The sequence below is a fragment of the Rubrivivax sp. A210 genome (genome assembly GCF_904426505.1).
Lineage (GTDB): Bacteria > Pseudomonadota > Gammaproteobacteria > Burkholderiales > Burkholderiaceae_C > Rubrivivax.
In genome coordinates this window covers 432,557-454,098 of record NZ_CAJGBN010000023.1, presented here as the reverse complement: position 1 = coordinate 454,098, position 21,542 = coordinate 432,557, and the positions used below count along the sequence as shown (strand labels likewise).

Sequence of the window (21,542 nt, the reverse complement as noted above, 5' to 3'; positions counted from 1 at the left end):
GAAATGGTCAAGTGCATCGCCTACCGCGGCGGCTACAAGTACCAGCTGCGCAGTGACTGCGTGGTCGCCATCCCGTTGCGCCCGCCCGCACCTATCGACACCGAGTACATCGATCTCACGACCGAGGGCCAGCTGACGATCCGCAAGGGCTATGCCTGGGACGGCCCCTCGGGGCCCACCATCGACACCAAGAACTTCATGCGCGGCTCGCTGGTACACGACGCGCTCTACCAGCTGATGCGCGAAAACCGGCTGGACCGCAGGATCCACCGCGAGACCGCAGACCGCATCCTGCAGTCCATGTGCAAGGAGGACGGCATGTCCTCGCTGCGCGCCTGGTGGGTCTACGAGGCGGTGCGCCGCTTCGGCGACCCGGCTGCCAACCCGGCCGAGGACAAGCCCGTGGTCTACGCGCCCGACGGCTGCCAGCGCTAAGCCGTCAGCGCCCGCCGCTCACGTCGATCACGGTGCCGGTGGCATAGCTCGCCGCGTCCGAGAGCAGCCAGACGATGGCCTCGGCCACCTCGTCGGCGCTGCCGGCGCGCTGCATCGGCACCTGGGGCGCCATCAGCCGGGCGCGATCGGGCTGGCCGCCCGAGGCGTGGATGTCGGTCTCGATGATGCCGGGGCGCACGCCGTTGACGCGTATGCCCTCGGTCGCGACCTCGCGCGCCAGGCCCAGCGTGAAGGTGTCGATGGCGCCCTTGGCGGCGGCGTAGTCGAGGTACTGGCCGGGCGCGCCCAGGCGGGCCGCCACCGACGACAGGTTGACGATGGCGCCGCCGCGGCCGCCGTGGCGGGTGCTCATGCGCCGCACGGCCTCGCGAGCGCACCACATCGAACCGAAGACATTGATCGCGAACATGCGCTCGATGCGGCCCGCCGCCATGCCGTCCAGCCGCGCCGCCACGTCCACCACGCCGGCATTGTTGACGAGGCCGGCCAGCAGCCCCCCCTCGCGGTCGAGCGCGGCGAACATCGCCACCACCTCGGCCTCGACCGCCACATCGGCCTGCAGCACGAAGGCGCGGCGCCCGGCGGCGCGCACCGCATCGGCCACGGCGCTGGCGGCTGCCGCATCGCGCGTGTAGTTGATGGCGACGTCCCAGCCGCGCACCGCGGCCAGGCGGGCGGTGGCGGCACCGATGCCGCGGCTGCCGCCGGTGACGAGGAGGGTGGGGCTCGCAGGGCTCATGGCTCGATGTTAGTAGGGATGGCATCCTGGGCGCGGGCCGCTATGGTGCCGGCTTTGGACGGTGCAATGAGAGCAGCGATGCAGTGGGATGCGCCCCGCCCCGCGTTGGCGGCCGCACGACGGTGATGAAGGACGCCGCCTGGGGTCGCCTGCTGGCGATGATGCGCGACGGCATGGTCGTGCCGGTGGTCGGCGCGCGCTTGCTGCGCGATGCCGACGGCGGCTCGCTGCAGGCGCGCGTGGCCGCCAAGCTGCTGGCCGATTACGAGATCGCGCTGCCGCCCGGCGGCCTCACGCCCTACCGCGAGTTGAACGAGGCCGTCAGCCTGCTCAAGGGCACGGCCGACATGCAGGATCTCTACGGCGACATCCACCTCGCGATGCGCGATCTGCGCAAGCAGGGCCTGCAGGTTCCGGCGCCCATGCAGCAGCTGGCGCAGATCAGCGATTTCCGCCTGCTGGTCACGCTCACGCCCGACGACCTGCTGCTGCAGGCGCTGCAGGCCGAGGGCCGCGCCGTCAACGAGGTCGTGCATTCGCCCAAGCTGCCCACCAGCGAGGGCAGCGACCTGCCGCTGGACTGGCAGGAAAAGGGCGGCGCGACGCAGCTGCTCTACCTGTTCGGCAAGGCGCGGCCGACGCCGCTTTTTGCCATCCACGACGAGGACGTGCTTGAGTACGCGCACAACGTCATCGCCCGCGGCAGCCACGCGCCCACGGCATTCCTGGGTGCGCTGCAGGACCGCAACCTGCTGCTCATCGGCTGCAATTTTCCCGACTGGCTGAGCCGCTTCATCCTGCGCGCCGCGCGCAAGGGCCGGCTGGCCGACCAGAAGGGCGGGCGCGAATGGCTGGTCGAGCCGCTACGCCAGGAAGATCCCTTCATCGGCTTCCTCGGCAAGTACAGCCCCGAGACGGCGGTGCTCAGCAACGTCGACCCGGTCGAGTTCGTGGCCGAGCTGCACCGGCGCTGGATGGCCGAGCACCTGCCTGGCGGCTCCGCCGTCAAGCCCGACGACGGCGAGCCGCCTACGCCCGAAAGCGCGATGTTCTTCGTCAGCTACTCGCGCACCACCGATCTGGCCCCGGCGCTGGCGCTGGTGGCGCGGCTGCGCGAGCTGGGCGTGGCCGACAACGAGATCTGGTTCGACGGCCAGACGCTGGAGCCGGCCGACCGCTGGCGCCAGCGCATCCACGACGGCATCCGCGGCTGCCGCTACTTCCTGCCTGTGGTCTCGCGAGCGGCGGCGACGCGGCCCGAGGCCTTCGTCTTCCGTGAATGGGAACAGGCCACCGACCGCCTGCCCGAGATGAACCGCGCCTTTCTGCTGCCCCTGGTGGTGGACGCCGAGAACCACCCCGAGACCTACAACCAGGCCTCGGTGCAGGCCTGGGTCACGCGCGGCATCAACTTCGGCCACGCCCCCGGCGGCGAACCCGATGGCCGCGCTGTCGACAAGCTGCGCCAGCTGGTGCGCGAGGCCCGTTCCCGCGCGACGACATGAGCGACGCCGCCGCCCTGCAGCTCGACGACGACAACCCCTGGCCGGGGCTGGAGGCCTATACCGAGGCGGCGCAGCGCTGGTTCCACGGCCGCGACGCCGACAGCGCCGAGCTGCTGCGGCTGATACGCCAGTCGCCCTTCGTCGCGCTGTACGGCAAATCGGGCCTGGGCAAGAGCTCGATGCTGCAGGCCGGCGTTTTTCCGGCGCTGCGCGCGGCGCGCTTCCTGCCGGTCTATCTGCGCCTGGACTACACCGAAGGCGCACCCCCTCCGCAGCTGCAGGCGCTGGCGCGGCTGCTGATGGCCGTGGCCGAAACCGGCGCCGATGCGGCCGCGCCCGAGCCGGGCGAGCGCCTGTGGGCCTATCTGCAGCGGCGCGAGCGGCCGCTGTGGACGCCCGACAACTTCCCACTCACGCCGGTGCTGGTGTTCGACCAGTTCGAGGAGGTCTTCTCGCGCGGCGGCTCGCCGGCCCATATCAGGCAGATGCTCGATGGCATCGCCGATCTGGCCGGCAACCGCCTGCCGGCCGAACTGGCCGAAGACCGCGAGGCGGCGCGCCGGCTCAACCTGCAGTCGCCGCAATACCACGTCGTGCTGTCGTTCCGCTCCGACTTCCTGGCCGCGGTCGAGGGCTGGGAGAAGCGCGCCAACCTGCCCAAGCGCGAGGCCCATCACCTCGAGGCCATGGGGCGCGAGACCGCGATCCAGGCGGTGCAGCGCGCCGGCGCCGCGGTGCTGGTGCCGGGCGTGGCCGAGCTCATCGTCGACTTCGTGCTCGGCAGCGACGAGGCCGGCGGCGAGGGCGCGGCCACCGAGGTCGAGCCGGTGCTGCTGAGCCTGTGCTGCTTCCAGCTCAACAACCGGCGCGTGCGGCCGGCGCGCATCGATGAAGAACTGCTGCGCAAGGCCGGCCAGGACATCCTGCTCGACTTCTACAACGAGGCCCTGGCCGGCATGCCGGCGCGCGTCTCGGTCTTCATCGAGGAACAGCTGATCCAGGGCGGGCGCTACCGCGGCAACTACCCGCGCCAGGACGCCATCGACAGCGGCCGGCTCACCGCCGCCGAGCTCGAAACGCTGATGAAGCGGCGCCTGCTGCGCGTCGACCCCACCGGCCGGGTACCGCGCATCGAGCTCATCCATGATCGCTTGGTCGGCATCGTGCGCGGCTCGCGCGATGCCCGGCTGGCGCTGGAACACCAGGCCCTCCTGCGCGAAGAGTCGCGCAAGCAGGCCGAGGAAGAGCGCGACAAGGAGCGCCTGCAACACGCGGTGCAGTCGCGGCGGCGCTTTCGCAATGCGCTGGCCCTGCTGACGGTGGCTTTCGGGCTGGCCTTGGCGTCGGCCTACAACGCCTGGCTCGAATCGGGCAAGGCGCAGCAGGAATCGCTGCGCGCCAAGGCCCTGCTGATGGGCACCGAGGCCCAGGGCATGTTGGCCGGCACGCGCGCCGGCGACGATACCCGTGCCTACCACTACCTGCTGGTCGCGCATGACATGGTGCAGGACGCGCAGATCGAACAGCCGCTGCTGGCGGCACTGGTGGCACGCCAGCACCTGCTCAACTTCTCGCCGCTGGCCGTGCCGCTGGACAGCGACGCGGTGTCACTGGCCTATGCGCCGGCGGGCGGGATGCTCGCCGTGGGCCATCTCGACGGCAGCGTCAGCCTGCGCCCGGCAGCTCGGCCCCAGGAGGTGATCTCGCGGCAGGCCGGCCACACGGAGCTGGTGCAGGCGGTGGCCTTCAGCCCCGACGGCCAGCACCTGGCCAGCGCCAGCGACGACGGCACGCTGCGCCTGTGGCAGCTGGCACCGGGGCTGCAAGCCCAGGGCGAGGCCATCGCGGTCGGCCAGGAACAGGCGGTCTACAGCGTGGCCTTCAACGGCGACGGCAGCCGCCTCGTCAGCGGCGGTGCCGACGGCATTGTGAGGCTGTGGAATGCCACCAGCGGCACCCTGCTGAAGGAACTCATGCCCCTGCCCGGCGCCATGGTCTACGGCGTCGCCTTCAACCCCGATGGCCGCAGCGTCGGGGCCATCACCAGCGCCACCACGCTCGACAAGGACAGGCCCAAGACGGGCAGCCTCTACCTGCTGGACCCGGCCACGCTCAAGCCCCTGAGCCTCATCAAGGGCAACCCCTTCTTCGCCAACGCCCAGGACGCACTCTCGCTGGCCTTCTCGCCCAGCGGCCGCCACGCCGCCTTCGGTGGCCAGGACGACACGCTGCGCCTGCGCGATCTCAACGACGCCAGCCAGACGGCGCCCCGCATGGGCGGCCGTGGCGGCGACATGCAGTCGGTGGTCTTCAGCCCCGATGGCCGCTGGCTGGCCTCGGGCCAGAGCGAGGGCGTGGTGAGCCTGTGGCAGCTGCCCAGCGGCGAAGCCCTCGGCCCGCCGCTGATCGAACGCGGCGGCTCGGTCACCTCGGTGGCTTTCAGCGCCGACGGCCGCTGGCTCGCCGCCGCGGCCGAAGACTCGCCCTTGCGCCTGTTCGCCCTGGACGACAGCTGGGCGCCGCTGGGCGCCACCATCGATGCCCAGATCGAGCCGCGCCTGGGCGCCCTGGGTCGCGACGGCCGCTGGCTGCTCATGCTCGACCGCCGCGGCCGCCTGCTGCTGCGCGATGCCGGCGCGGTGCGCGAGATGGGCGCGCTGCCAGCGGCGCCCGTCGCTGCCACGCCACTGGTCGCCTGCGTGCCGCTCAAGTCCAGCGAAGAGCGCGCCCAGGCCAGCTACCGCGGGGGCCAGCGCCCGCAGAGCCGCGTCGAAGCCCCCCTGGTCTCCGCCCTGGCACTCAGCGCCGACGGCAGGCGCGGCTTGAGCGGCCTGCGCGACGGCCGCCTGGTGCTGTGGGACATGGAAGCCCGCGCCGCCACGGCCACGGTCGTTGCCAGCGGCTGCCCGCTGCTGGCAGTGGCGATCAGCCGCGACGGCCACCGCATGGCCGTGGCCGACAGCCGCGGCCATCTCGTCGTCACCGACGCCGCAGGCCGGCACATCGAAACGCGCCAGGGCCCGCCCGAGAGCATCAACGCCATCGCGCTCAGCCCCGACGGCAACTGGCTGGCCATGGCCGGCGGGCCCGGCGCCCTGCACCTGCACCGCCTGGGCGAGGGCCGCGTGGTGGCGCTGGAGGGCGTGTTCGAAGACCTCAGCAGCCTCGATTTCAGCCCCGACGGGCGCCAGATCGTCGCTGGCAGCACGGCCGGCAATGTGCGTGTCTGGGATGTGCAGACGCGGCGGCCGCTGGGCGCACCGCAGGAGGCCAGCCGCAGCACGGTGGCGGCGGTGGCCTTCAGCGCCGACGGCCAGCGCTTCCACTCGCTGCTGCGCAGCGGCGCCTCGCGCCCCTGGCCGGCACCCGCGACCTGGACTGCGCTGATGTGTGCCAAGCTGGGCCACAACCTCAGCCGCCGCCAGTGGCGCGACTGGGTCTCGCCCGACCTGCCCTACCGCTGCCCCTGCCCCGGCCTGCCCATCGCCGCCGACCCGCCCGATGCAGCCGCTGCGGCGGCCTCTGGCGCGCCCGCCGCCCCCCCCGAGATCTGCCCCGCACGGGGCTGAAGGAAAGTCCATGCCCACCTGTTTCGTCGTCCAGGGCTTCGGCAAGAAGATCGACTACAGCGACGGCCGCGTACTCGACCTCGACGCCTCCTACTCGGTCATCAAGGAGGCGGTCGAGGCCGCCGGCCTGGAGTGCATACGCGCCGACGAGATCCGCCACTCGGGCACCATCGACGTGCCGATGTACGAGCAGCTGCTGCGCGCCGACCTCGTCATCGCCGACCTCTCCACCAGCAATGTCAACGCGGCCTTCGAGCTGGGCGTGCGCTACGGCCTGCGCCCGCGCGCCACCATCGTGGTGGCCGAGACCGGCTTCAAGAACCCCTTCGACGTGAGCCACATCGTCATCACGCCCTACAAGCACCTGGGCGAGGACATAGGCCGTGCCGAAGCCCGGCGCTTCAAGGACGCGCTGGTCGCCCACATCCAGGGCATCCTGGCGCAGGACCGGGTGGACAGCCCGGTCTACACTTTTTTGCAGCGGCTGGCGCCACCGAACGAAAGTGCGCTGAAGGAGGCGATGGCGGCAGCCGCCACCGCGCCGCCCGGTCTAGAGGCCAGCGCCGACGACGCCCAGAGCCAGAAGCGCATGCTCGACAAGGCGATGGCCAAGATGAACCCACCGCCGGGGCAGAAGAGCGATTTCATGGGCGCCAAGTCGCTGCTGCAGATGCTGCACGACGACCGCCCCTGCGACTGCTTCATCGTGCAGCAGATGGCCCTGGCCACCTACAAGTCGCGCCTGCCGACGCCCAAGGACGCGCTGCTGGAGGCCAAGACCATGCTGGAGACCATCGCCCCGGCCACCACCAACGACCCCGAGACCCTGGGCCTGTGGGGCGCGGTACACAAGCGCCTGTGGGAGCTGGAAGGCCGCGACGAAGACCTCTCCACCAGCATCAACGCCTATTCGCGCGGCTTCTACCTCAAGCAGGATTTCTACAACGGCATCAATTTCGCGGTGCTGCTCGAACTGCGGGGCCTGCTCTCGGCCAAGGCGGGCGAACGCGAGGAGGCCATCGCCGACAAGGTGCTGGCGCGGCGCGTGCGCGAGGAAGTGCTGGGCTATCTCGAACCCATGCTCGAGGATGCCGCCGAGCTGCCGCCGGACAAGCGCTATTGGGTACTGGCCTCGAAGTGGGAGATCTGCGTAGCCCTCGGCCGCGACGCCGCCGCGGCCGAGCAGGCGGCGCGCGCACTGCAGCCGGCCGACTGGATGATCGAATCCACCGAAAGCCAGCTCTCGCGCGTGCGCCAGACCCAGGCCGAGCTGCAGCAGGCGCTGGCCGCACCGGCCGCACCGGCCCCCTGAGCGCCGGCGCGGGTGAATGCCGACGCGGCGGCGGCGGCGTTTCGCTACATTGCCTGCGCCCCCTGGAGGAACTCGATGGACCGCCGCCAATTCATTGCCACCGCTGCCGCGCTGGCCCCCACCCTCGCCAGCCAGCCTGTGCAGGCCCAGGCGCTGGAAAAGCCCAAGCTCACGCTGGCCGTCGGCGGCAAGAACCTGCTGTACTACCTGCCGCTGACCATCGCCGAGCAACGCGGCTATTTCAAGGCCGAGGGGCTGGACCTCACCATCGTCGACTTCGCCGGCGGCTCGCGCGCCCTGCAGGCCCTGGTGGGCGGCAGCGCCGATGTCGTGAGCGGCGCCTTCGAGCACACGGTCAACATGCAGTTCAAGGGCCAGCGCCTGCGCGCATTTGCGCTGCAGGGCCGGGCGCCGCAAATCGTGCTGGGCGTCAACCCCAAGACCATGGCCGGCTACAAGACCGTGGCCGACCTCAAGGGCAAGAAGATCGGCGTCACTGCGCCCGGCTCCAGCACCCATGTGATGCTCAACTTCGTGCTCGCCAAGGCCGGGCTCAAGCCCGCCGATGTGAGCGTGATCGGCGTCGGCACGGCCCAGGGCGCGGCGGCGGCCATGCGCGCCGGGCAGATCGATGCCATGAGCAACCTCGACCCGGTAATCACGCTGCTGCAGCGCAGCGGCGACCTCAAGGTGGTGTCCGACACCCGCATCCTGGCCGAGGCCGAGCGCGTCTTCGGCGGCCCCATGCCGGCGGCCTGCCTCTATGCCCAGCAGGCCTTCATCGACAAGCACCCGGCCACCGTGCAGGCCCTGGCCAACGCCATCGTGCGCGCCGACAAGTGGATACAGGCGGCCGGCCCCAAGGACATCATCGAGGCCGTGCCCGAGAGCTATCTGCTGGGCGACCGCGCCGTCTACATCGACGCCTTCCTGGCCGCCAAGGGCGCGCTTTCGCCCGATGGCCTCTTCCCCGACAAGGGCCCCGAGACCGCGCTGCGCGCACTGGCCAGCATCGACGCCGAGATCGCCAAGGTCAAACTCGACCTGGGCGCCGTCTACACCAACGACTTCGTGCGCAAGGCCAACGCGAAGTACCCCCGCGGCTGACGTGAATCCCCCCTGCAGCCGCTTCGGCGCCGGGCCTTTCGCCGCGGTCCCATGGGCAGGGCGGCCATGACGGCCGCTCCGGCGCTGGCCCTGCAGGGCGTGACCTGCAGCTTTGCCGACCGCGGCCACGCCGAGCGCCTCTACACCGCGGTGCAGGACGTGAGCCTGGCGGTCGCTGCCGGCGAGTTCGTCTCGGTCGTCGGGCCCACCGGCTGCGGCAAGAGCACCCTGCTCAATGTCGCCGCCGGCCTGCTGGCGCCCAGCGCCGGCGCCGTGCAGGTCTTCGGCCAGCCGCTGGCCGGCATCAATGCGCGCGCCGGCTACATGTTCCAGGCCGAGAGCCTGATGCCCTGGCGCAGCGCGCTCGCCAATGTGATGGCCGGGCTCGAGTTCCGCGGCCGCCTCAGCGCCGCCGAGGCCCGCGCGCAGGCCGAGGACTGGCTGCGCCGCGTCGGCCTGGGCGCCTTCGGTGGCCGCTACCCGCACCAGCTCTCGGGCGGCATGCGCAAGCGCGTCGCGCTGGCCCAGGTGCTGGCGCTGGACCCCGACATCATCCTGATGGACGAGCCCTTCTCGGCGCTGGACATCCAGACCCGGCAGCTGATGGAAAACGAGCTGCTCGATCTGTGGCAGGGCCGGCGCAAGGCCGTGCTCTTCATCACCCACGACCTCGACGAGGCCATCGCGCTGGCCGACCGCGTGCTGGTGCTCTCGGCTGGCCCGGCCAGCCGGCCCATCGGCGAGTTCAGGGTCGACCTGCCGCGCCCGCGCGATGTGGCCGAGATCAAGACCCAGCCGCGCTTCATCGAGCTGCATGCCGCCATCTGGGCCGTGCTGCGCGACGAGGTGTTGAAGGGCTATGCCCAGCAGTTGCAGGCAGTGGCGCCATGAAAGCGATGCTCGGATTCCTGCGCCCGCGACCGGGCAATCTGCGCGCCTGGCAACTGGCCTTGCTGCTGGCGCTGTTCGTCTTCTGGCATCTGATGACGACGCCGGGGCTGTTGCCGCCTTTCATGTTCGACAACGAGCGCCAGGCGGCCTTCTTTTTCGGCGAGCCGCTCAGCGTGCTGGCGCGCGTCTGGCGCTGGTTCGTTGTCGATGCCGACATCTACCGCCACCTCGGCGTGACGCTCATCGAAACTTTGCTGGCCTTTGTCGCCGGCTCGGTGCTGGGCCTTGGCGGCGGGCTCTGGCTGGCGCTCAGCCCGATGGCCAGCGCCCTGCTCGAGCCCTATGTGAAGGCGCTCAACGCGATGCCGCGCATCATCCTGGCGCCCATCTTCGCGGTCTGGTTCGGCCTCGGCATCGCCAGCAAGGTGGCGCTGGGCGTGACCCTGGTCTTCTTCATCGTCTTCTTCAATGTCTACCAGGGCGTCAAGGAAGTCAGCCCGGTGGTGCTGGCCAATGCGCGCATGCTGGGCGCCAGCCCGCGCCAGCTGCTGCGGCACGTCTACCTGCCCAGCGCCACGAGCTGGGTCTTCAGCAGCCTCCACACCAGCGTGGGCCTGGCCTTCGTCGGCGCCGTGGTGGGCGAGTACCTGGGCTCCAGCCAGGGCGTGGGCTATCTCATCCTGCAGGCCGAGGGCACCTTCGACATCAACACCGTGATGGCCGGCATCCTCGTGCTCACCGCCTTCGCACTGGCGCTCGATGCCGCCGTCGGCGTGGTCGAGCGGCGCCTGCTGGTCTGGCAGCCGCGCGCCGGCGAGACCGCCAAAATCTGACGACCACCCCCCAGCCGGAGCCCGACATGGCCAAGCACCCCACGACGATGGAGGACAGCAACCGCTCGTCCAACCCCAGCATCCACGCGCTCAGCGACCCGGCGCGCCGCGTCCTGCTACGCGGCGGCACGGGGGCGGCGCTGGGCGCCACGCTGGCGCCGCTGGCCGCCGCACTGGCGGGCTGCGCAGCGCCCGGCGCGGGCGTCACCGCACCGCCGCAGCTGGGCTTCAAGGGCGTGGAGCCGGGGCTGGGCGACCGCCTCGTCGTGCCCGAAGGCTATGTCGCCACCGTGCTCGCGCCCTGGGGCGAGGCGGTGGGCGTTCCCGGCCGCATGCCGGCCTTCAAGCCCGATGCCTCCAACAGCGCCGCCGAGCAGGCGCTGCAGATGGGCATGCACCACGACGGCATGGAGTTCTTCGCGCTCAGCGGCAGCAGCAGCCACGGCCTGCTGGCCCTCAACCACGAGTACACCGACGACGGCCTGCTGCACTTTGGCGGCATGCAGCCCTGGACGGCCGAGAAGGTGCGCAAAAGCCAGGCTGCGCACGGCCTGTCGGTGATCGAGGTCGAGCTCGCCGGTGACCGCTGGCGCATGGTGCGGCCCTCGCGCCATGCGCGCCGCATCACCATGGACACGCCCTTCGCGGTGGGCGGGCCGGCCGCCGGCCACGCGCTGATGAAAACCGCCGCCGACCCGGCCGGGCGGCTCGTGCTGGGCACCCTGAACAACTGCGCCGCCAGCCAGACGCCCTGGGGCACCTATCTCTCGGGCGAGGAAAACTGGGCCGGCTACTTCAGCACCAGCGACAAGCCCGACGCCCACGAGCTGCGCTGGGGCCTGCGTCCCAAGGGCTTCGGCTACCGCTGGCACGAGCACGACGCGCGCTTCGACACCACGCGCACCCCCAACGAGCCCAACCGCTTCGGCTGGGTGGTCGAGCTCGACCCGCACGACCCTGACAGCACGCCGGTCAAGCGCACGGCCCTGGGCCGTGCGGCGCACGAGGGCGCCTGGGTGGCGGTCACGCGCGACCAGCGCGCCGTGGTCTATTCGGGCGAGGACGCGCGCTTCGAATACATCTACAAGTTCGTCAGCCGCGACCGCATCCAGCCCGGCGGCGCACGCGCCAACCGCGAACTGCTGGACCACGGCACCCTCTACGTGGCCCGTTTCGACGCCGACGGCCGCGGCCGCTGGTTGCCGCTGGTGCAGGGCCAAGGCCCGCTCACCGCCGCCCAGGGCTTTGCCGACCAGGGCGAGGTGCTGATCAAGGCGCGCCAGGCCAGCGACCTGCTCGGCGCCACCAAGATGGACCGCCCGGAATGGCTGGCCATCGACAGCCGCAGCGGCCACGTCTACTGCACCCTCACCAACAACTCGCTGCGCGGCGAGGCCGGCCGCCCCGGCGTGGACGCCGCCAATCCGCGTGCCAACAACAGCATGGGCGGCATCATCCGCTGGCACGAGGACGGCGACTTCGACGGCCTGGGCTTCGCGTGGAACCACTTCGTGCTGGCCGGCGACCCCGCCAACCCGCGCGCCGAGGCCCGCGGCAACATCAAGGGCGATCTCTTCGGCTGCCCCGATGGCATCGCCTTCGATCCGCGCGGCCTGCTGTGGATACAGACCGACGCCCACGCCACCCAGATGTACAAGGGTGAGTTCGCCCGCATCGGCAACAACCAGATGCTGGCCTGCGACACCGCCAGCGGCGAGATCCGCCGCTTTCTCACTGCGCCCACCCACTGCGAGGTCACCGGCCTGAGCTTCACCCCCGACGCCCGCACCGTGTTCATCAACATCCAGCACCCGGGCGAGACGCCCAGCGACCGCAGCGACCCGGCCGAGCCGGCGCGCTATTCCAACTGGCCCGACTACATGCCCGGCGGCCGCCCGCGTTCGGCCACCGTGGCCATACGCCGCGCCGACGGCGGGCCCATCGGAAGTTGATGGACACATTGGAAGAACCGCGGTTGAGCGACAGCGACGCCGAACCCGGCCGCCGCGCCGTCCTGCGCAGCGGCGCCTGCTGGGCCCTGGCCGCGGCCGGCCTGCCCGGCTGCGCACTGGTGGACACCACCGCGCCGACGCGCATCGGCTTCACCGAGATCGCGCCGGGCAACGCTGATGCCCTGCAACTGGCCCCCGACCATGCCGCCGCCGCCGTGGTGCGCTGGGGCGACGCGGTGGGCCCGGCCGACGCCCAACCGGCCTGGCGCGCCGACGCCGGCAACAGCGCGGCCGAACAGGCGCTGCAGGTAGGCCAGCAGATCGCGGCGCTGCAATACCTGCCGCTGGACGGCGCACGCCGCGGCCTGCTCGTGCTGGGCCATGGCCTGGCCGACGAGGGCGCGCTGCACCGCGACGGCGCCCGCCCCTGGACGGCCGAGAAAGTGCGCAAGTCGCAGGCGGCGGTCGGCCTCTCGATCGTGGAAGTGGCGCGCGGCGATGCCGGCTGGCAGCTGCAGCAGCCCTCGGCGCTGGCGCGCCGCATCACCGCCGCCACGCCGCTGGCCCTGGCCGGCCCGGCCGCCGGCCACACCCTGCTCAAGACCGCGGCCGACGCTACGGGCCGGCGCGTGCTGGGCGCCGCCCCCATCACTGCGCTGGCGCTCACGCCCTGGGGCACCTGCCTGGCCGGCGAATCGGGCCTGGCCGACATCTTCGCCAGCGCCGACCAGCCCACGCGCCACGAGCGCCGCTACGGCCTGACCAACGAGCCGGCGCTGCGCTGGTTCGAACACGACACGCGCTTCGACAGCGTGCGCCACCCCCACGAGCCCAACCGCCACGGCTGGGTGATCGAGTTCGACCCGCGCGACCCCGCCGCCGTGCCGGTGAAGCGCACCGCCCTGGGCCGCCGTGCCCACGCCGCGCTGGCGGTGGCGCAGGCGGCAGACGGCCGCACCATCGTCTACCTGGCCGACGCCACGCCCTACGAGCCGCTGGCCCGTTTCGTCAGCCGCGACAAGGTGCGCGAGGGCGGCCCCGCCGCCAATGCCACGCTGCTCGACGAAGGCCTGCTGCAAGTGGCGCGCTTCGACGCCGACGGCAGCGGGCGCTGGCTCACGCTGGCCACCGGCTCCGGCGTTGCCGACGCCGGCGAGTTGCTGGTGCAGGCCCGCACCGCCGCCGACCGCCTGGGCGGCACGCGCCTGGACGGCGCCTGCGCGCTGGCCATCGATGCCGGTGGCTGGGTACACGCGGCGATGGCCGGCAACCCGCTGCGCGGCACGCCGGGCCAGCCGGCCGTGGACGCCGCCAACCCGCGCCCGCGCAACGCCGGCGGCCATCTGCTGCGCTGGCACGAAGGCGCCGAGCCCGACCGCTTCACCTGGGCCCTGGGCGCGGCCGGCGGCGAGGGCTGGACCGCGCCGGCCAGCCTGGCCGCCGACCCGCGCGGCCGGGTCTGGATGGGCACGGGCGCGCCGCCGCCGCCGCAGGGGCGGGCAGTGAACCAGGATGGCGCCAAGGCGGCGGGCCAGGCCGGCAACAACGCGCTCTATGCGCTCACCCCGGAAGGCGGCGCGCCGCGGCGCTTCCTGGTCGGCCCGGTACACGCCGCCATCGCCGGCGCCGCCTTCACGCCGGGCGCCGAGACGATGTTCGTCGCCGTCGCGCATCCCGGGGTTGCGGGCGGCGGTCGCAGCGAGCCGGGCCAGCCGCGCCGCCATTCCAACTGGCCTGACTTCAGCCCCATTGGCCGGCCGCGCTCGGCGGTGGTGGCGGTGCGGCGGCTGGACGGGGGCGCGGTGGGCGGTTGAGGCTGCCGAACGCAAAAAACAGCCCGCTGCGTGGCGCAGCGGGCTGGGACAAGTCCTCCGAGAAGGACGTCGTTGGGACCTGGGCTGCCGGCTGCGGGACAATTCACCGCCGCGGCACCGACAGGGGTGAATCTAGCCGCGGCCCGGCCCGGAGCAAATCCCCTGTCGTGGGGACACCATGCCTGATCTGCCGCCGCTGGCCGACGCCGACATCGAGGAACTGCAGCGCCTGCTCGACGCGCTGCCGCCGCCGCTGCAGCCGCTGGACGTGTCCGCGCTCGATGGCTATCTCTGCGGCGTGCTGCTGCAGCCGCGGCGCCCGCCGCCGGCGCGCTGGCTGGCCCATGTGGCCGACGTCGACGGCCGCCCGGCGCCGGCCGGGCCCGCGCTTCAGGCCTTGCAGGCGTTGGTGCTGCGCCGCCATGCCGAACTCGATGCCGCCATCGCCAACCGCCAGTGGTTCGACCCCTGGATCTTTCCGCTCGAGATCGAGAACGAGGGCGAGGCCAACCCGGCCGATGCCGTGCTGCCCTGGAGCGCCGGCTTTGCCGCCGCGATGGAGTTCTTCCCCGAGATGATGGCCAGCGACGATCCCGAGCTGGTCGAGCCGCTGGCCCTGCTCTTCATGCACTTCGACCCCGACGACCTGGAGGACGCCGACGCGCTGATCGAGGTCATCGAGACGCTGGAGCCGCCGTCCGACCTGGCCGAGGCGGTGCAGGATCTGGTGCGCGCGCTGATGCTGATCGCCGATGTCACCCGGCCGCGCAAGGCGGCGGCAACGCCGGCGCGGCGGCTGCCACCCGGCCGCGGGCCGCGGCGCGGGACTCGCCGTTAGCCGAACACCACGCGTGCGTGCTGGCCCAGGCCCTGGGCCACGCTGGCAAAGCGGTCGCCGCGCAGGCGCTCGGCACCCGGAAAGCCCGCCGCGATGCGGTCGACCAGGGGTGCCAGGCCGGTCGAGCCGCCGGTGAAGTAGAGCGCGTCGACCGCTTCGGGCGCGACGCCGGCGATGCGCGCGGTCTCGCGTGCCGCCTGCACGATGCGCTCGACGTCGGCCTCGATGGCCGCCGCCGCCTGGGCCCCGGCCAGCGTGGCGGTGAGCCGCGCCTCCAGCGCGCCGAGGTCGATCTCGGCATGGCCCTGCTGGGCGACATCGATCTTGGCCTGCTCGGCCGCCGCCGCCAGCGCGTGGCCCAGGCGCTCCTGCACCGTGGCCATCAGGCGCGCATGGTGGCGCGGGTCGGCATACCAGGTCTTCATCGCGCGCAGCTCGGCCACGCGCGAGGGCGCATAGACGGTATTGATCAGGTGCCAGGTGGCGAGGTCGAAATAGACGCCGCTGGGCACCTCGCGCGCCGGCTCACCGGGCCGCGCGGGCCGCAGGCTGCGGTAGCCCAGCAGCGGCAGGATGGCGGCGAGCTCGACATGGCGGTCGAAGTCGGTGCCGGCCAGGTGGACGCCGTGGCTGGCCAGAATGTCATCGCGGCGCTCGACGCGGCCACGCCGCGCCGGGCCTACGCGCACGAGCGAGAAGTCGGAGGTGCCGCCGCCGATGTCGGACACCAGCACCAGCTGCTCGCGCGGGGCGCGCGCCTCGTAGTCCAGCGCCGCCGCGATGGGCTCGAACTGGAACTGCACCTCGGCAAATCCGACGCTGCGCGCCGCCGCCTCCAGCGCCGCCTGAGCCTGGGCGTCGCGCGCCGGGTCGTCGTCGACGAAGAAGACTGGCCGTCCGAGCACCACGCGCGGCAGCTCGCAGCCGGCCTCGGCCTCGGCGCTGCGCCGCAGATGGCGCAGATAGCCGACCACGACGTCGCGGTAGCGCACCGAACGCCCGGCGCCGATGTCGGTGCCCTGGTCGAGCAGCGACGAGCCCAGGATGCTCTTCATCGAGCGCATCAGGCGGCCGTCCATGCCTTCCACATAGGCGGCAACGGCAGCGCGGCCGTACAGGCGCTCGGCCTCGAATTGCTGGGTCGGGGTGTCAGCGCGGTAGAAAACCGCCGTCGGCATGGTCGGCTGGCCGGCCTCGAGCGCGACCAGACGCACGCCCTCACCTGCCGGCAAGGCCACGGCCGAATTGGAGGTGCCGAAGTCGATGGCGACGAAGCCGGTAGGCGCGGTGGGCGTCTTTTTGGGCATGGGGCGCAGCCTTCGAAAGGGCGCGCGATTGTAGCGACGGCGCATCACTGCCGGCAGGAGGCGTGAAATGGCACACGCGGTCCCCCGTTCTCGGGAGGCACGAAAGGGCGCGCGCTGTGACACTGGTAAGCGGAGACAACACACGGGGTGGATCATGAGCAATGCGGCGACACCGAATCGCTGGTTCCAGGCTTGGCGCGCCGACCGGCGCCCGCTCGAGGCCGATCCGGCCGACATGGGCACGGCCTTCGGGCTCGATGCCAGCTTCGACGCCGACCACGGCCGCGCGCCGCAGATCGCGCCGGCGGAAGCCCGGCAAGGGTGGTTCAAGCGCCTCGCCGGCCGCGGACGCCGCCCGGCGAGCGCCTGAAGGCCTGAATCCCCGGCTTCAGACCTCGAACACGCGCATCGGGTCGAATCCCTCGTCCTCGCCCTTGGTCGCCAGGCCGCGCGCATTGCAGACCACGCGCACCGGGTGTCGGCCGGCACGCGCTATCTGGTAGTCGTGGCGGCAGTGCAGATGGCCGTGCAGCCACAGGTCGGCGCGCGGCAGCAGGTCGTCGTCGGCATTGCAGAAGCTCGCCGTGCCGGGCTGGCGGCCGTAGCGAGGATCGGCGCTGCGCAAGCTGGGGCCGAAGTGAGTGATGACCAGCGTGGCGTCCCACTGGCCGCGTGGCGGACGCGCCAGTTCGCCCTCCAACCATGCCCGGCAAGCCAGCGCCTCGGCGCGCACGCCGGCCTCGTCGAAAGGCTTGCCGGCGCGCGTGGCCGCCATCAGGCGCATGAAGTAGGCGGCGGCCCGTTCGGCGCGTGGCCGCTGCTCGGCGCCGAAGAGATCGAAATCGCTCCAGCGCGTCGTGCCCAGCACGCGCACGCGGCGGCCGTCGGCGCCGCTGATCACCCGTGATTCCCGCTCCAGCAGCGTGAAGCCGAGTTCGGTACACAGCGCGCGCAGCCCGGCGGCGGCGGCGTCGAAATCGCGGCCGTCGTACTCGTGGTTGCCGGCCACCACCAACACCGGCACCGGCCAGCCGGCGAAGGCGCGGTAACCCTCCCAGCCGGCGTCGATGTCGCCGGCCAGCACCAGCCACTCGGCGCCCGGCGCGGGCGCGGGCCCGAAGCGCTCGGTTTCGAGGTGGAGGTCGGACAAGAGTTGGAACTTCATGCTTCACCCATGCTGCGGCATTGTCGGCGCGTGCAGGCAGGCCCTGGATATCAATATTGGATGCGAATGATTCGCGTTATCATGCGCAATCACTGACCAACCCCTGACCGTCACCATGCGCCTCGTCCTCAAGCCCCTTGTCGCTGCCCTCGCCGCCACGCTTGCCGCCGCCACGGCCCAGGCCCAGGGCGTCATCAACATCTACTCGGCCCGCCACTACCAGACCGACGAGGCGCTCTACGCCAACTTCACCAAGGCCACCGGCATCCGCGTCAACCGGCTCGACGGCAAGGAGGACGAGTTGGTCGAGCGCCTGCGCAACGAGGGTGCAGCCAGCCCGGCCGACCTTCTGATCACGGTGGACGCCTCGCGCCTGGAGGTGGCCGACAAGCTGGGCCTGTTCCAGCCGCTGGTGAGCCCGGTGATCGCCGCACGCGTGCCGGCCCATCTGCGCACGCCCAACTGGGCCGCCTTCTCGACGCGGGCGCGCGTCATCGTCTACAACAAGGCGGCGATCAAGCCCGAGCAGGTGCCCACCTACGAATCGCTGGCCGACCCCAAGCTGAAGGGCCAGATCTGCGTGCGTTCGGGCGGCCACCCCTACAACCTGTCGCTGGGCGGCGCCTTCATCGCCCATGCCGGCGAGGCCGCCACCGAAGCCTGGGCACGCGGCCTGGTGGCCAATTTCGCGCGCCCGCCGCGCGGTGGCGACACCGACCAGCTCAAGTCGGTGGCCGCCGGCGAATGCGGCGTGGCCCTGGCCAACACCTATTACGTGGCGCGCATGATGCGGTCCTCCGCGGCGGCCGACCAGGAGGCCTGGTCCAAGCTGGCCGTGGTGTGGCCCAACCAGGCCAGCTGGGGCGCGCACGTCAACGTCTCGGGCGCCGGCATCCTGAAGCACGCGCCGAACAAGGCCGCGGCGGTGAAGTTCCTCGAATACCTGGCCAGCGACGAGGCCCAGGTCTATTTCGCCGACGGCAACAACGAGTGGCCGGTGGTCAAGACCGCGGTGGCGAAGAACCCGGCGCTGGACAAGCTGGGCAGCTTCCGCGCCGACACCCTGGCCGTGGGCGAGCTGGCGAAGAACGCGGCGCTGGCCCAGCGCGTCTACGACCGCGCCGGCTGGAAATAAGCCGCTACTTGCGCGCGATGCGCCGGCACAGCACGATGACCGGCGCCAGCCCCACCGCGACGATGGCCAGCGCGGCTGTAGAGGCCTCGGCCAGGCGCTCGTCGCTGGCCAGGGTGTAGGCCTGGGTCGCCAGCGTGTCGAAGTTGAAAGGCCGCATCACCAAGGTCGCCGGCAGCTCCTTCATCACGTCGATGAAGACCAGCAGCGCGGCCGTCAGCAGGCTTCCGCGCAAGAGCGGCAGATGCACCCGCCACAGTGCCTCGGCCGGGCTGTGGCCGAGGCTGCGCGCGGCGTCATCCATCACCGGCGTGATGCGCGCCAGGCCGGCGTCCACCGACTGCAGCGCCGCCGCCAGGTAGCGCACGACACAGGCGTAGACCAGCGCGGCGATGCTGCCGGTGACGATGAGCCCCGGGTTCCAGCCGAAGGCCGCGTACACGGCGGCGGCCAGCGCGTGGTCCAGCCGCGTCACCGGGATCAGCACGCCGACAGCGATCACCGTGCCGGGCAGGGCATAGCCGAGAGAGCCGACGCGGTGGGCCAGCCGCGTGCTGGCGCCGCGGTGGGTGCGTGCCGCATAGGCCAGCAGCAGGGCCAGCAGCACGGCGCAGCCGGCCGCCAGGCCGGCCAGCGTGACGCTGTGCCAGGCCAGCGTGGCGAAGCGGGGGCCGAACTGCTCGTCGCCGCCCGTGAGGGTGAGGCGCAGCAGCAGCGCACCCGGCAGCGCAAAGCCGCCCGCCAGCGGCAGCGCGCAGCCCAGGGCCGCCAGCAGGCCACGGCCCGTGGACAAGGGCAGGCGGGGCGCCGGCTGGCGTCGCGCGCCGGTGTCATGGAAGCGCGCATGGCCGCGCGAAGCGCGCTCCAGCGCCAGCACGGCAACGACAAAGGCCAGCAGCGTCAGCGCCAGCTGGGCGGCCGCGGCGCGGTCCCCCAACGAGAACCAGGCGCGGTAGATGCCGGTGGTGAAGGTGGGCAGGGCGAAGTAGGCGACGGTGCCGAAATCGGCCAGCGTCTCCATCAGCGCCAGCGCCACGCCGCCGGCGATGGCCGGTCGCGCCAGCGGCAGGCTCAGGCGCCAGAAGGCGGCAGCCGGCGACAAGCCCAGCGAGCGCCCGACCTCGACCATGCCACCGGCGCGCTCGATGAAGGCGGTGCGCGCCAGCATGTAGACGTAGGGGTAGAGCGCCAGCGACAGCATGGCCACCGCACCACCCAGCGAGCGCACCTCGGGAAACCAGTAGTCGGCGCGGCCCCAGCCGAAGGCCGCGCGCAGCCCCGTCTGCAGCGGGCCGGTGAACTGCAGCAGGTCGGTGTAGACATAGGCCATCACATAGGCCGGCATCGCCAGCGGCAGCACCAGGGCCCATTCGAAGACGCGGCGGCCGGCAAACTCATAGCGCGTCACCAGCCAGGCCGAGCCGACGCCAAGGCCGAAGACGCCCAGCGCCACCCCCGTACACAGCCACAGCGTGTTGTACACATAGTCGGGCAGCACCGTGCCGGCCAGGTGCGTCCAGGTGCCGCCGCTGCCGGCGTCGAGGGCCGTGGCCAGCACCGACAACATGGGCGCCGCCAGCAGCAGGGCCACCGCAATCGCCACGCCGGCCAGGCCCAGGCTCAGCGGCCCGCCGCTGGTGGGGAGGGCCAGCGGAGGCGTGGCGACGGGCGCGGGTTGGAGGCTCATGGCTTCTTTGATCAGGAACAAGCCCAAAGGTGGATGCGAATGATTATCATCGCAATGTGAACCTCGCCGACGCCCCTCCCGAACTGGCCGCCACCAAAACCGCCATCCCCGCCGACCGCCCGGCCCCCTGGCTGGCCATCGAGCGCCTGGAGGCCGGCTATGGCCGCAAGGCGGTTGTGCAGAACCTGTCGCTGACGCTGGCGCGCGGCAGCATAGGCTGTCTGCTCGGCCCCTCGGGTTGCGGCAAGACCACGGTGCTGCGCGCGGTGGCCGGCTTCGAGCCGGTGCAGGCCGGCGAGATCCGCCTCGATGGCGAGCGCGTCGCCAGCCCCGGCCTGCTGGTGGCGCCCGAGCACCGCCGCGTCGGCATGGTGTTCCAGGATCTGGCGTTGTTTCCCCACCTCACGGTGGCCGCCAACGTCGGCTTCGGCCTGCGCGGGCGTGCCGGCGCCGCCGAGCGCGTGGCCCAGATGCTGGACACCGTGGGTCTGGGCGCGATGGCGCAGCGCCATCCGCACGAGCTTTCGGGCGGCCAGCAGCAGCGCGTGGCGCTGGCCCGCGCGCTGGCACCTGCGCCGCGCCTGCTGCTGCTGGACGAGCCCTTTTCCAGCCTCGACGCCGACCTGCGCGAGCGCCTGGGCACCGAGCTGCGCGCCCTGCTCAAGGCCCAGGGCACGACGGCGCTGCTGGTCACGCACGATCAGCACGAGGCCTTTGCCATCGCCGACGAGATCGGCATCCTGAAGAGCGGCAAGCTGCAGCAGTGGGGCACGGCGCTGCAGCTCTACCACCGGCCGGCCAACCGCTTCGTGGCCGGCTTCATCGGCGAGGGCGTGCTGCTGCCGGGCCAGATGGTCGACGGCCACGCGGCGCGGCTGGAGCTGGGCCTGGTGCGCAGCGCCTGGCCGCTGCACTGCGCCGACTGCGGCGACGCGCTGGGCGGCAGCGCCGCGGTCGACCTGCTGGTGCGCCCGCAAGACCTGACGCTGGACGACGACGCCCCGGTGCAGGGGCGATTGCTGTCGCGTGCCTTCCGCGGCGCCGAGACCCTGTACACGCTGGCGCTGGACAGCGGCGCCACGGTGCTGGCGCTGGCGCCGTCCGACCACGAGTACGCGGTGGGCAGCCGCATCGGCCTGCGGCTCACGTCGCACGACCTGGTGTTGTTCAGGCGCAGCGGTGCCAACGCCGCCAACGACGAGTCGCCGGCGCTGACGAGCTGCTGAACCGCCTGC

17 protein-coding genes are annotated in these 21,542 nt (G+C 72.1%); 13 read left to right on the top strand and 4 right to left on the bottom strand.

Going from position 1 to position 21,542, the window contains the following annotated elements; translation table 11 throughout:
* Nucleotides 1-3: 3 nt before the first annotated feature.
* Entirely contained in the window at nt 4-435 is a 432-nt protein-coding gene (locus JMV16_RS15635) for a DUF1353 domain-containing protein (protein ID WP_201495203.1), read from the top strand.
* Between the two features lie 4 nt (nt 436-439).
* Here the strand turns inward: JMV16_RS15635 and JMV16_RS15630 are convergent, their stop codons facing one another.
* Nucleotides 440-1,195 carry an SDR family oxidoreductase gene (locus JMV16_RS15630; RefSeq protein ID WP_201495202.1) on the bottom strand — a complete coding sequence of 252 codons (756 nt, stop codon included), beginning with the start codon at nt 1,193-1,195 and terminating at the stop codon, nt 440-442.
* A gap of 125 nt (nt 1,196-1,320) precedes the next feature.
* Here JMV16_RS15630 and JMV16_RS15625 point away from each other — a divergent pair, with 125 nt between their 5' ends.
* From JMV16_RS15625 to JMV16_RS15585, 9 genes are all read left to right on the top strand, one after another.
* Nucleotides 1,321-2,700, top strand: a complete 1,380-nt coding sequence (locus JMV16_RS15625; RefSeq protein ID WP_201495201.1) for a toll/interleukin-1 receptor domain-containing protein — start codon at nt 1,321-1,323, stop codon at nt 2,698-2,700.
* On the top strand, nt 2,697-6,269 hold the full coding sequence (locus tag JMV16_RS15620) for a WD40 repeat domain-containing protein (protein ID WP_201495200.1): 3,573 nt from the start codon (nt 2,697-2,699) through the stop codon (nt 6,267-6,269). The genes JMV16_RS15625 and JMV16_RS15620 overlap by 4 nt, the downstream gene beginning before the upstream one ends.
* 10 nt (nt 6,270-6,279) lie before the next feature.
* The gene (locus tag JMV16_RS15615) at nt 6,280-7,581 is read left to right on the top strand and encodes a TRAFs-binding domain-containing protein (RefSeq protein WP_201495199.1); all 1,302 of its coding nucleotides are present in this window, start codon (nt 6,280-6,282) and stop codon (nt 7,579-7,581) included.
* Nucleotides 7,582-7,656: 75 nt separating this feature from the next.
* Complete coding sequence (locus tag JMV16_RS15610; protein WP_201495198.1) at nt 7,657-8,688, top strand: ABC transporter substrate-binding protein; 1,032 nt, start codon at nt 7,657-7,659, stop codon at nt 8,686-8,688.
* 66 nt (nt 8,689-8,754) lie between these two features.
* Nucleotides 8,755-9,579: an ABC transporter ATP-binding protein gene (locus tag JMV16_RS15605; RefSeq protein ID WP_201495197.1), complete on the top strand. Its 825-nt coding sequence runs from the start codon at nt 8,755-8,757 to the stop codon at nt 9,577-9,579.
* Nucleotides 9,580-9,584: 5 nt separating this feature from the next.
* The gene (locus tag JMV16_RS15600) at nt 9,585-10,412 is read left to right on the top strand and encodes an ABC transporter permease (RefSeq protein ID WP_201495237.1); all 828 of its coding nucleotides are present in this window, start codon (nt 9,585-9,587) and stop codon (nt 10,410-10,412) included.
* Nucleotides 10,413-10,438: 26 nt separating this feature from the next.
* Nucleotides 10,439-12,364, top strand: coding sequence for a PhoX family protein (locus JMV16_RS15595; protein WP_201495196.1), 1,926 nt, complete (start codon nt 10,439-10,441; stop codon nt 12,362-12,364).
* Nucleotides 12,364-14,178: a PhoX family protein gene (locus JMV16_RS15590; protein WP_201495195.1), complete on the top strand. Its 1,815-nt coding sequence runs from the start codon at nt 12,364-12,366 to the stop codon at nt 14,176-14,178. Before JMV16_RS15595 ends, JMV16_RS15590 begins: the two co-directional genes overlap by 1 nt.
* Nucleotides 14,179-14,356: 178 nt before the next feature.
* Nucleotides 14,357-15,016, top strand: coding sequence for a YecA family protein (locus JMV16_RS15585; RefSeq protein ID WP_201495194.1), 660 nt, complete (start codon nt 14,357-14,359; stop codon nt 15,014-15,016).
* Here the strand turns inward: JMV16_RS15585 and JMV16_RS15580 are convergent.
* On the bottom strand, nt 15,013-16,323 hold the full coding sequence (locus tag JMV16_RS15580) for an Hsp70 family protein (RefSeq protein WP_201495193.1): 1,311 nt from the start codon (nt 16,321-16,323) through the stop codon (nt 15,013-15,015). The genes JMV16_RS15585 and JMV16_RS15580 overlap by 4 nt on opposite strands.
* A gap of 154 nt (nt 16,324-16,477) precedes the next feature.
* On the opposite strand from JMV16_RS15580, the gene JMV16_RS15575 reads away from it, so the two are divergent.
* Nucleotides 16,478-16,693, top strand: coding sequence for a hypothetical protein (locus tag JMV16_RS15575; protein ID WP_201495192.1), 216 nt, complete (start codon nt 16,478-16,480; stop codon nt 16,691-16,693).
* 18 nt (nt 16,694-16,711) lie between these two features.
* Here the strand turns inward: JMV16_RS15575 and JMV16_RS15570 are convergent, their stop codons facing one another.
* Entirely contained in the window at nt 16,712-17,488 is a 777-nt protein-coding gene (locus tag JMV16_RS15570) for a metallophosphoesterase (RefSeq protein ID WP_201495191.1), read from the bottom strand.
* A gap of 115 nt (nt 17,489-17,603) precedes the next feature.
* On the opposite strand from JMV16_RS15570, the gene JMV16_RS15565 reads away from it, so the two are divergent.
* Nucleotides 17,604-18,623 (top strand): extracellular solute-binding protein, encoded by a 1,020-nt coding sequence (locus JMV16_RS15565; protein WP_201495190.1) that lies wholly within the window; start codon nt 17,604-17,606, stop codon nt 18,621-18,623.
* 4 nt (nt 18,624-18,627) lie between these two features.
* Here the strand turns inward: JMV16_RS15565 and JMV16_RS15560 are convergent, their stop codons facing one another.
* On the bottom strand, nt 18,628-20,307 hold the full coding sequence (locus JMV16_RS15560) for an ABC transporter permease (protein ID WP_201495189.1): 1,680 nt from the start codon (nt 20,305-20,307) through the stop codon (nt 18,628-18,630).
* A gap of 56 nt (nt 20,308-20,363) precedes the next feature.
* Here JMV16_RS15560 and JMV16_RS15555 point away from each other — a divergent pair, with 56 nt between their 5' ends.
* Nucleotides 20,364-21,533 (top strand): ABC transporter ATP-binding protein, encoded by a 1,170-nt coding sequence (locus tag JMV16_RS15555; RefSeq protein ID WP_411565038.1) that lies wholly within the window; start codon nt 20,364-20,366, stop codon nt 21,531-21,533.
* Nucleotides 21,534-21,542: the final 9 nt, after the last annotated feature.

Bases quoted from the DNA above. Each gene is read 5' to 3' on its own strand.
- JMV16_RS15605 (WP_201495197.1), top strand. From the start codon at position 8,755: ATGACGGCCGCTCCGGCGCTGGCCCTGCAGGGCGTGACCTGCAGCTTT.
- JMV16_RS15560 (WP_201495189.1), bottom strand. From the start codon at position 20,307: ATGAGCCTCCAACCCGCGCCCGTCGCCACGCCTCCGCTGGCCCTCCCC.
- JMV16_RS15580 (WP_201495193.1), bottom strand. From the start codon at position 16,323: ATGCCCAAAAAGACGCCCACCGCGCCTACCGGCTTCGTCGCCATCGAC.
- JMV16_RS15585 (WP_201495194.1), top strand. From the start codon at position 14,357: ATGCCTGATCTGCCGCCGCTGGCCGACGCCGACATCGAGGAACTGCAG.
- JMV16_RS15590 (WP_201495195.1), top strand. From the start codon at position 12,364: ATGGACACATTGGAAGAACCGCGGTTGAGCGACAGCGACGCCGAACCC.
- JMV16_RS15635 (WP_201495203.1), top strand. From the start codon at position 4: ATGGTCAAGTGCATCGCCTACCGCGGCGGCTACAAGTACCAGCTGCGC.
- JMV16_RS15570 (WP_201495191.1), bottom strand. From the start codon at position 17,488: ATGAAGTTCCAACTCTTGTCCGACCTCCACCTCGAAACCGAGCGCTTC.
- JMV16_RS15600 (WP_201495237.1), top strand. From the start codon at position 9,585: ATGCTCGGATTCCTGCGCCCGCGACCGGGCAATCTGCGCGCCTGGCAA.
- JMV16_RS15630 (WP_201495202.1), bottom strand. From the start codon at position 1,195: ATGAGCCCTGCGAGCCCCACCCTCCTCGTCACCGGCGGCAGCCGCGGC.
- JMV16_RS15565 (WP_201495190.1), top strand. From the start codon at position 17,604: ATGCGCCTCGTCCTCAAGCCCCTTGTCGCTGCCCTCGCCGCCACGCTT.
- JMV16_RS15620 (WP_201495200.1), top strand. From the start codon at position 2,697: ATGAGCGACGCCGCCGCCCTGCAGCTCGACGACGACAACCCCTGGCCG.
- JMV16_RS15615 (WP_201495199.1), top strand. From the start codon at position 6,280: ATGCCCACCTGTTTCGTCGTCCAGGGCTTCGGCAAGAAGATCGACTAC.
- JMV16_RS15625 (WP_201495201.1), top strand. From the start codon at position 1,321: ATGAAGGACGCCGCCTGGGGTCGCCTGCTGGCGATGATGCGCGACGGC.
- JMV16_RS15610 (WP_201495198.1), top strand. From the start codon at position 7,657: ATGGACCGCCGCCAATTCATTGCCACCGCTGCCGCGCTGGCCCCCACC.
- JMV16_RS15595 (WP_201495196.1), top strand. From the start codon at position 10,439: ATGGCCAAGCACCCCACGACGATGGAGGACAGCAACCGCTCGTCCAAC.
- JMV16_RS15575 (WP_201495192.1), top strand. From the start codon at position 16,478: ATGAGCAATGCGGCGACACCGAATCGCTGGTTCCAGGCTTGGCGCGCC.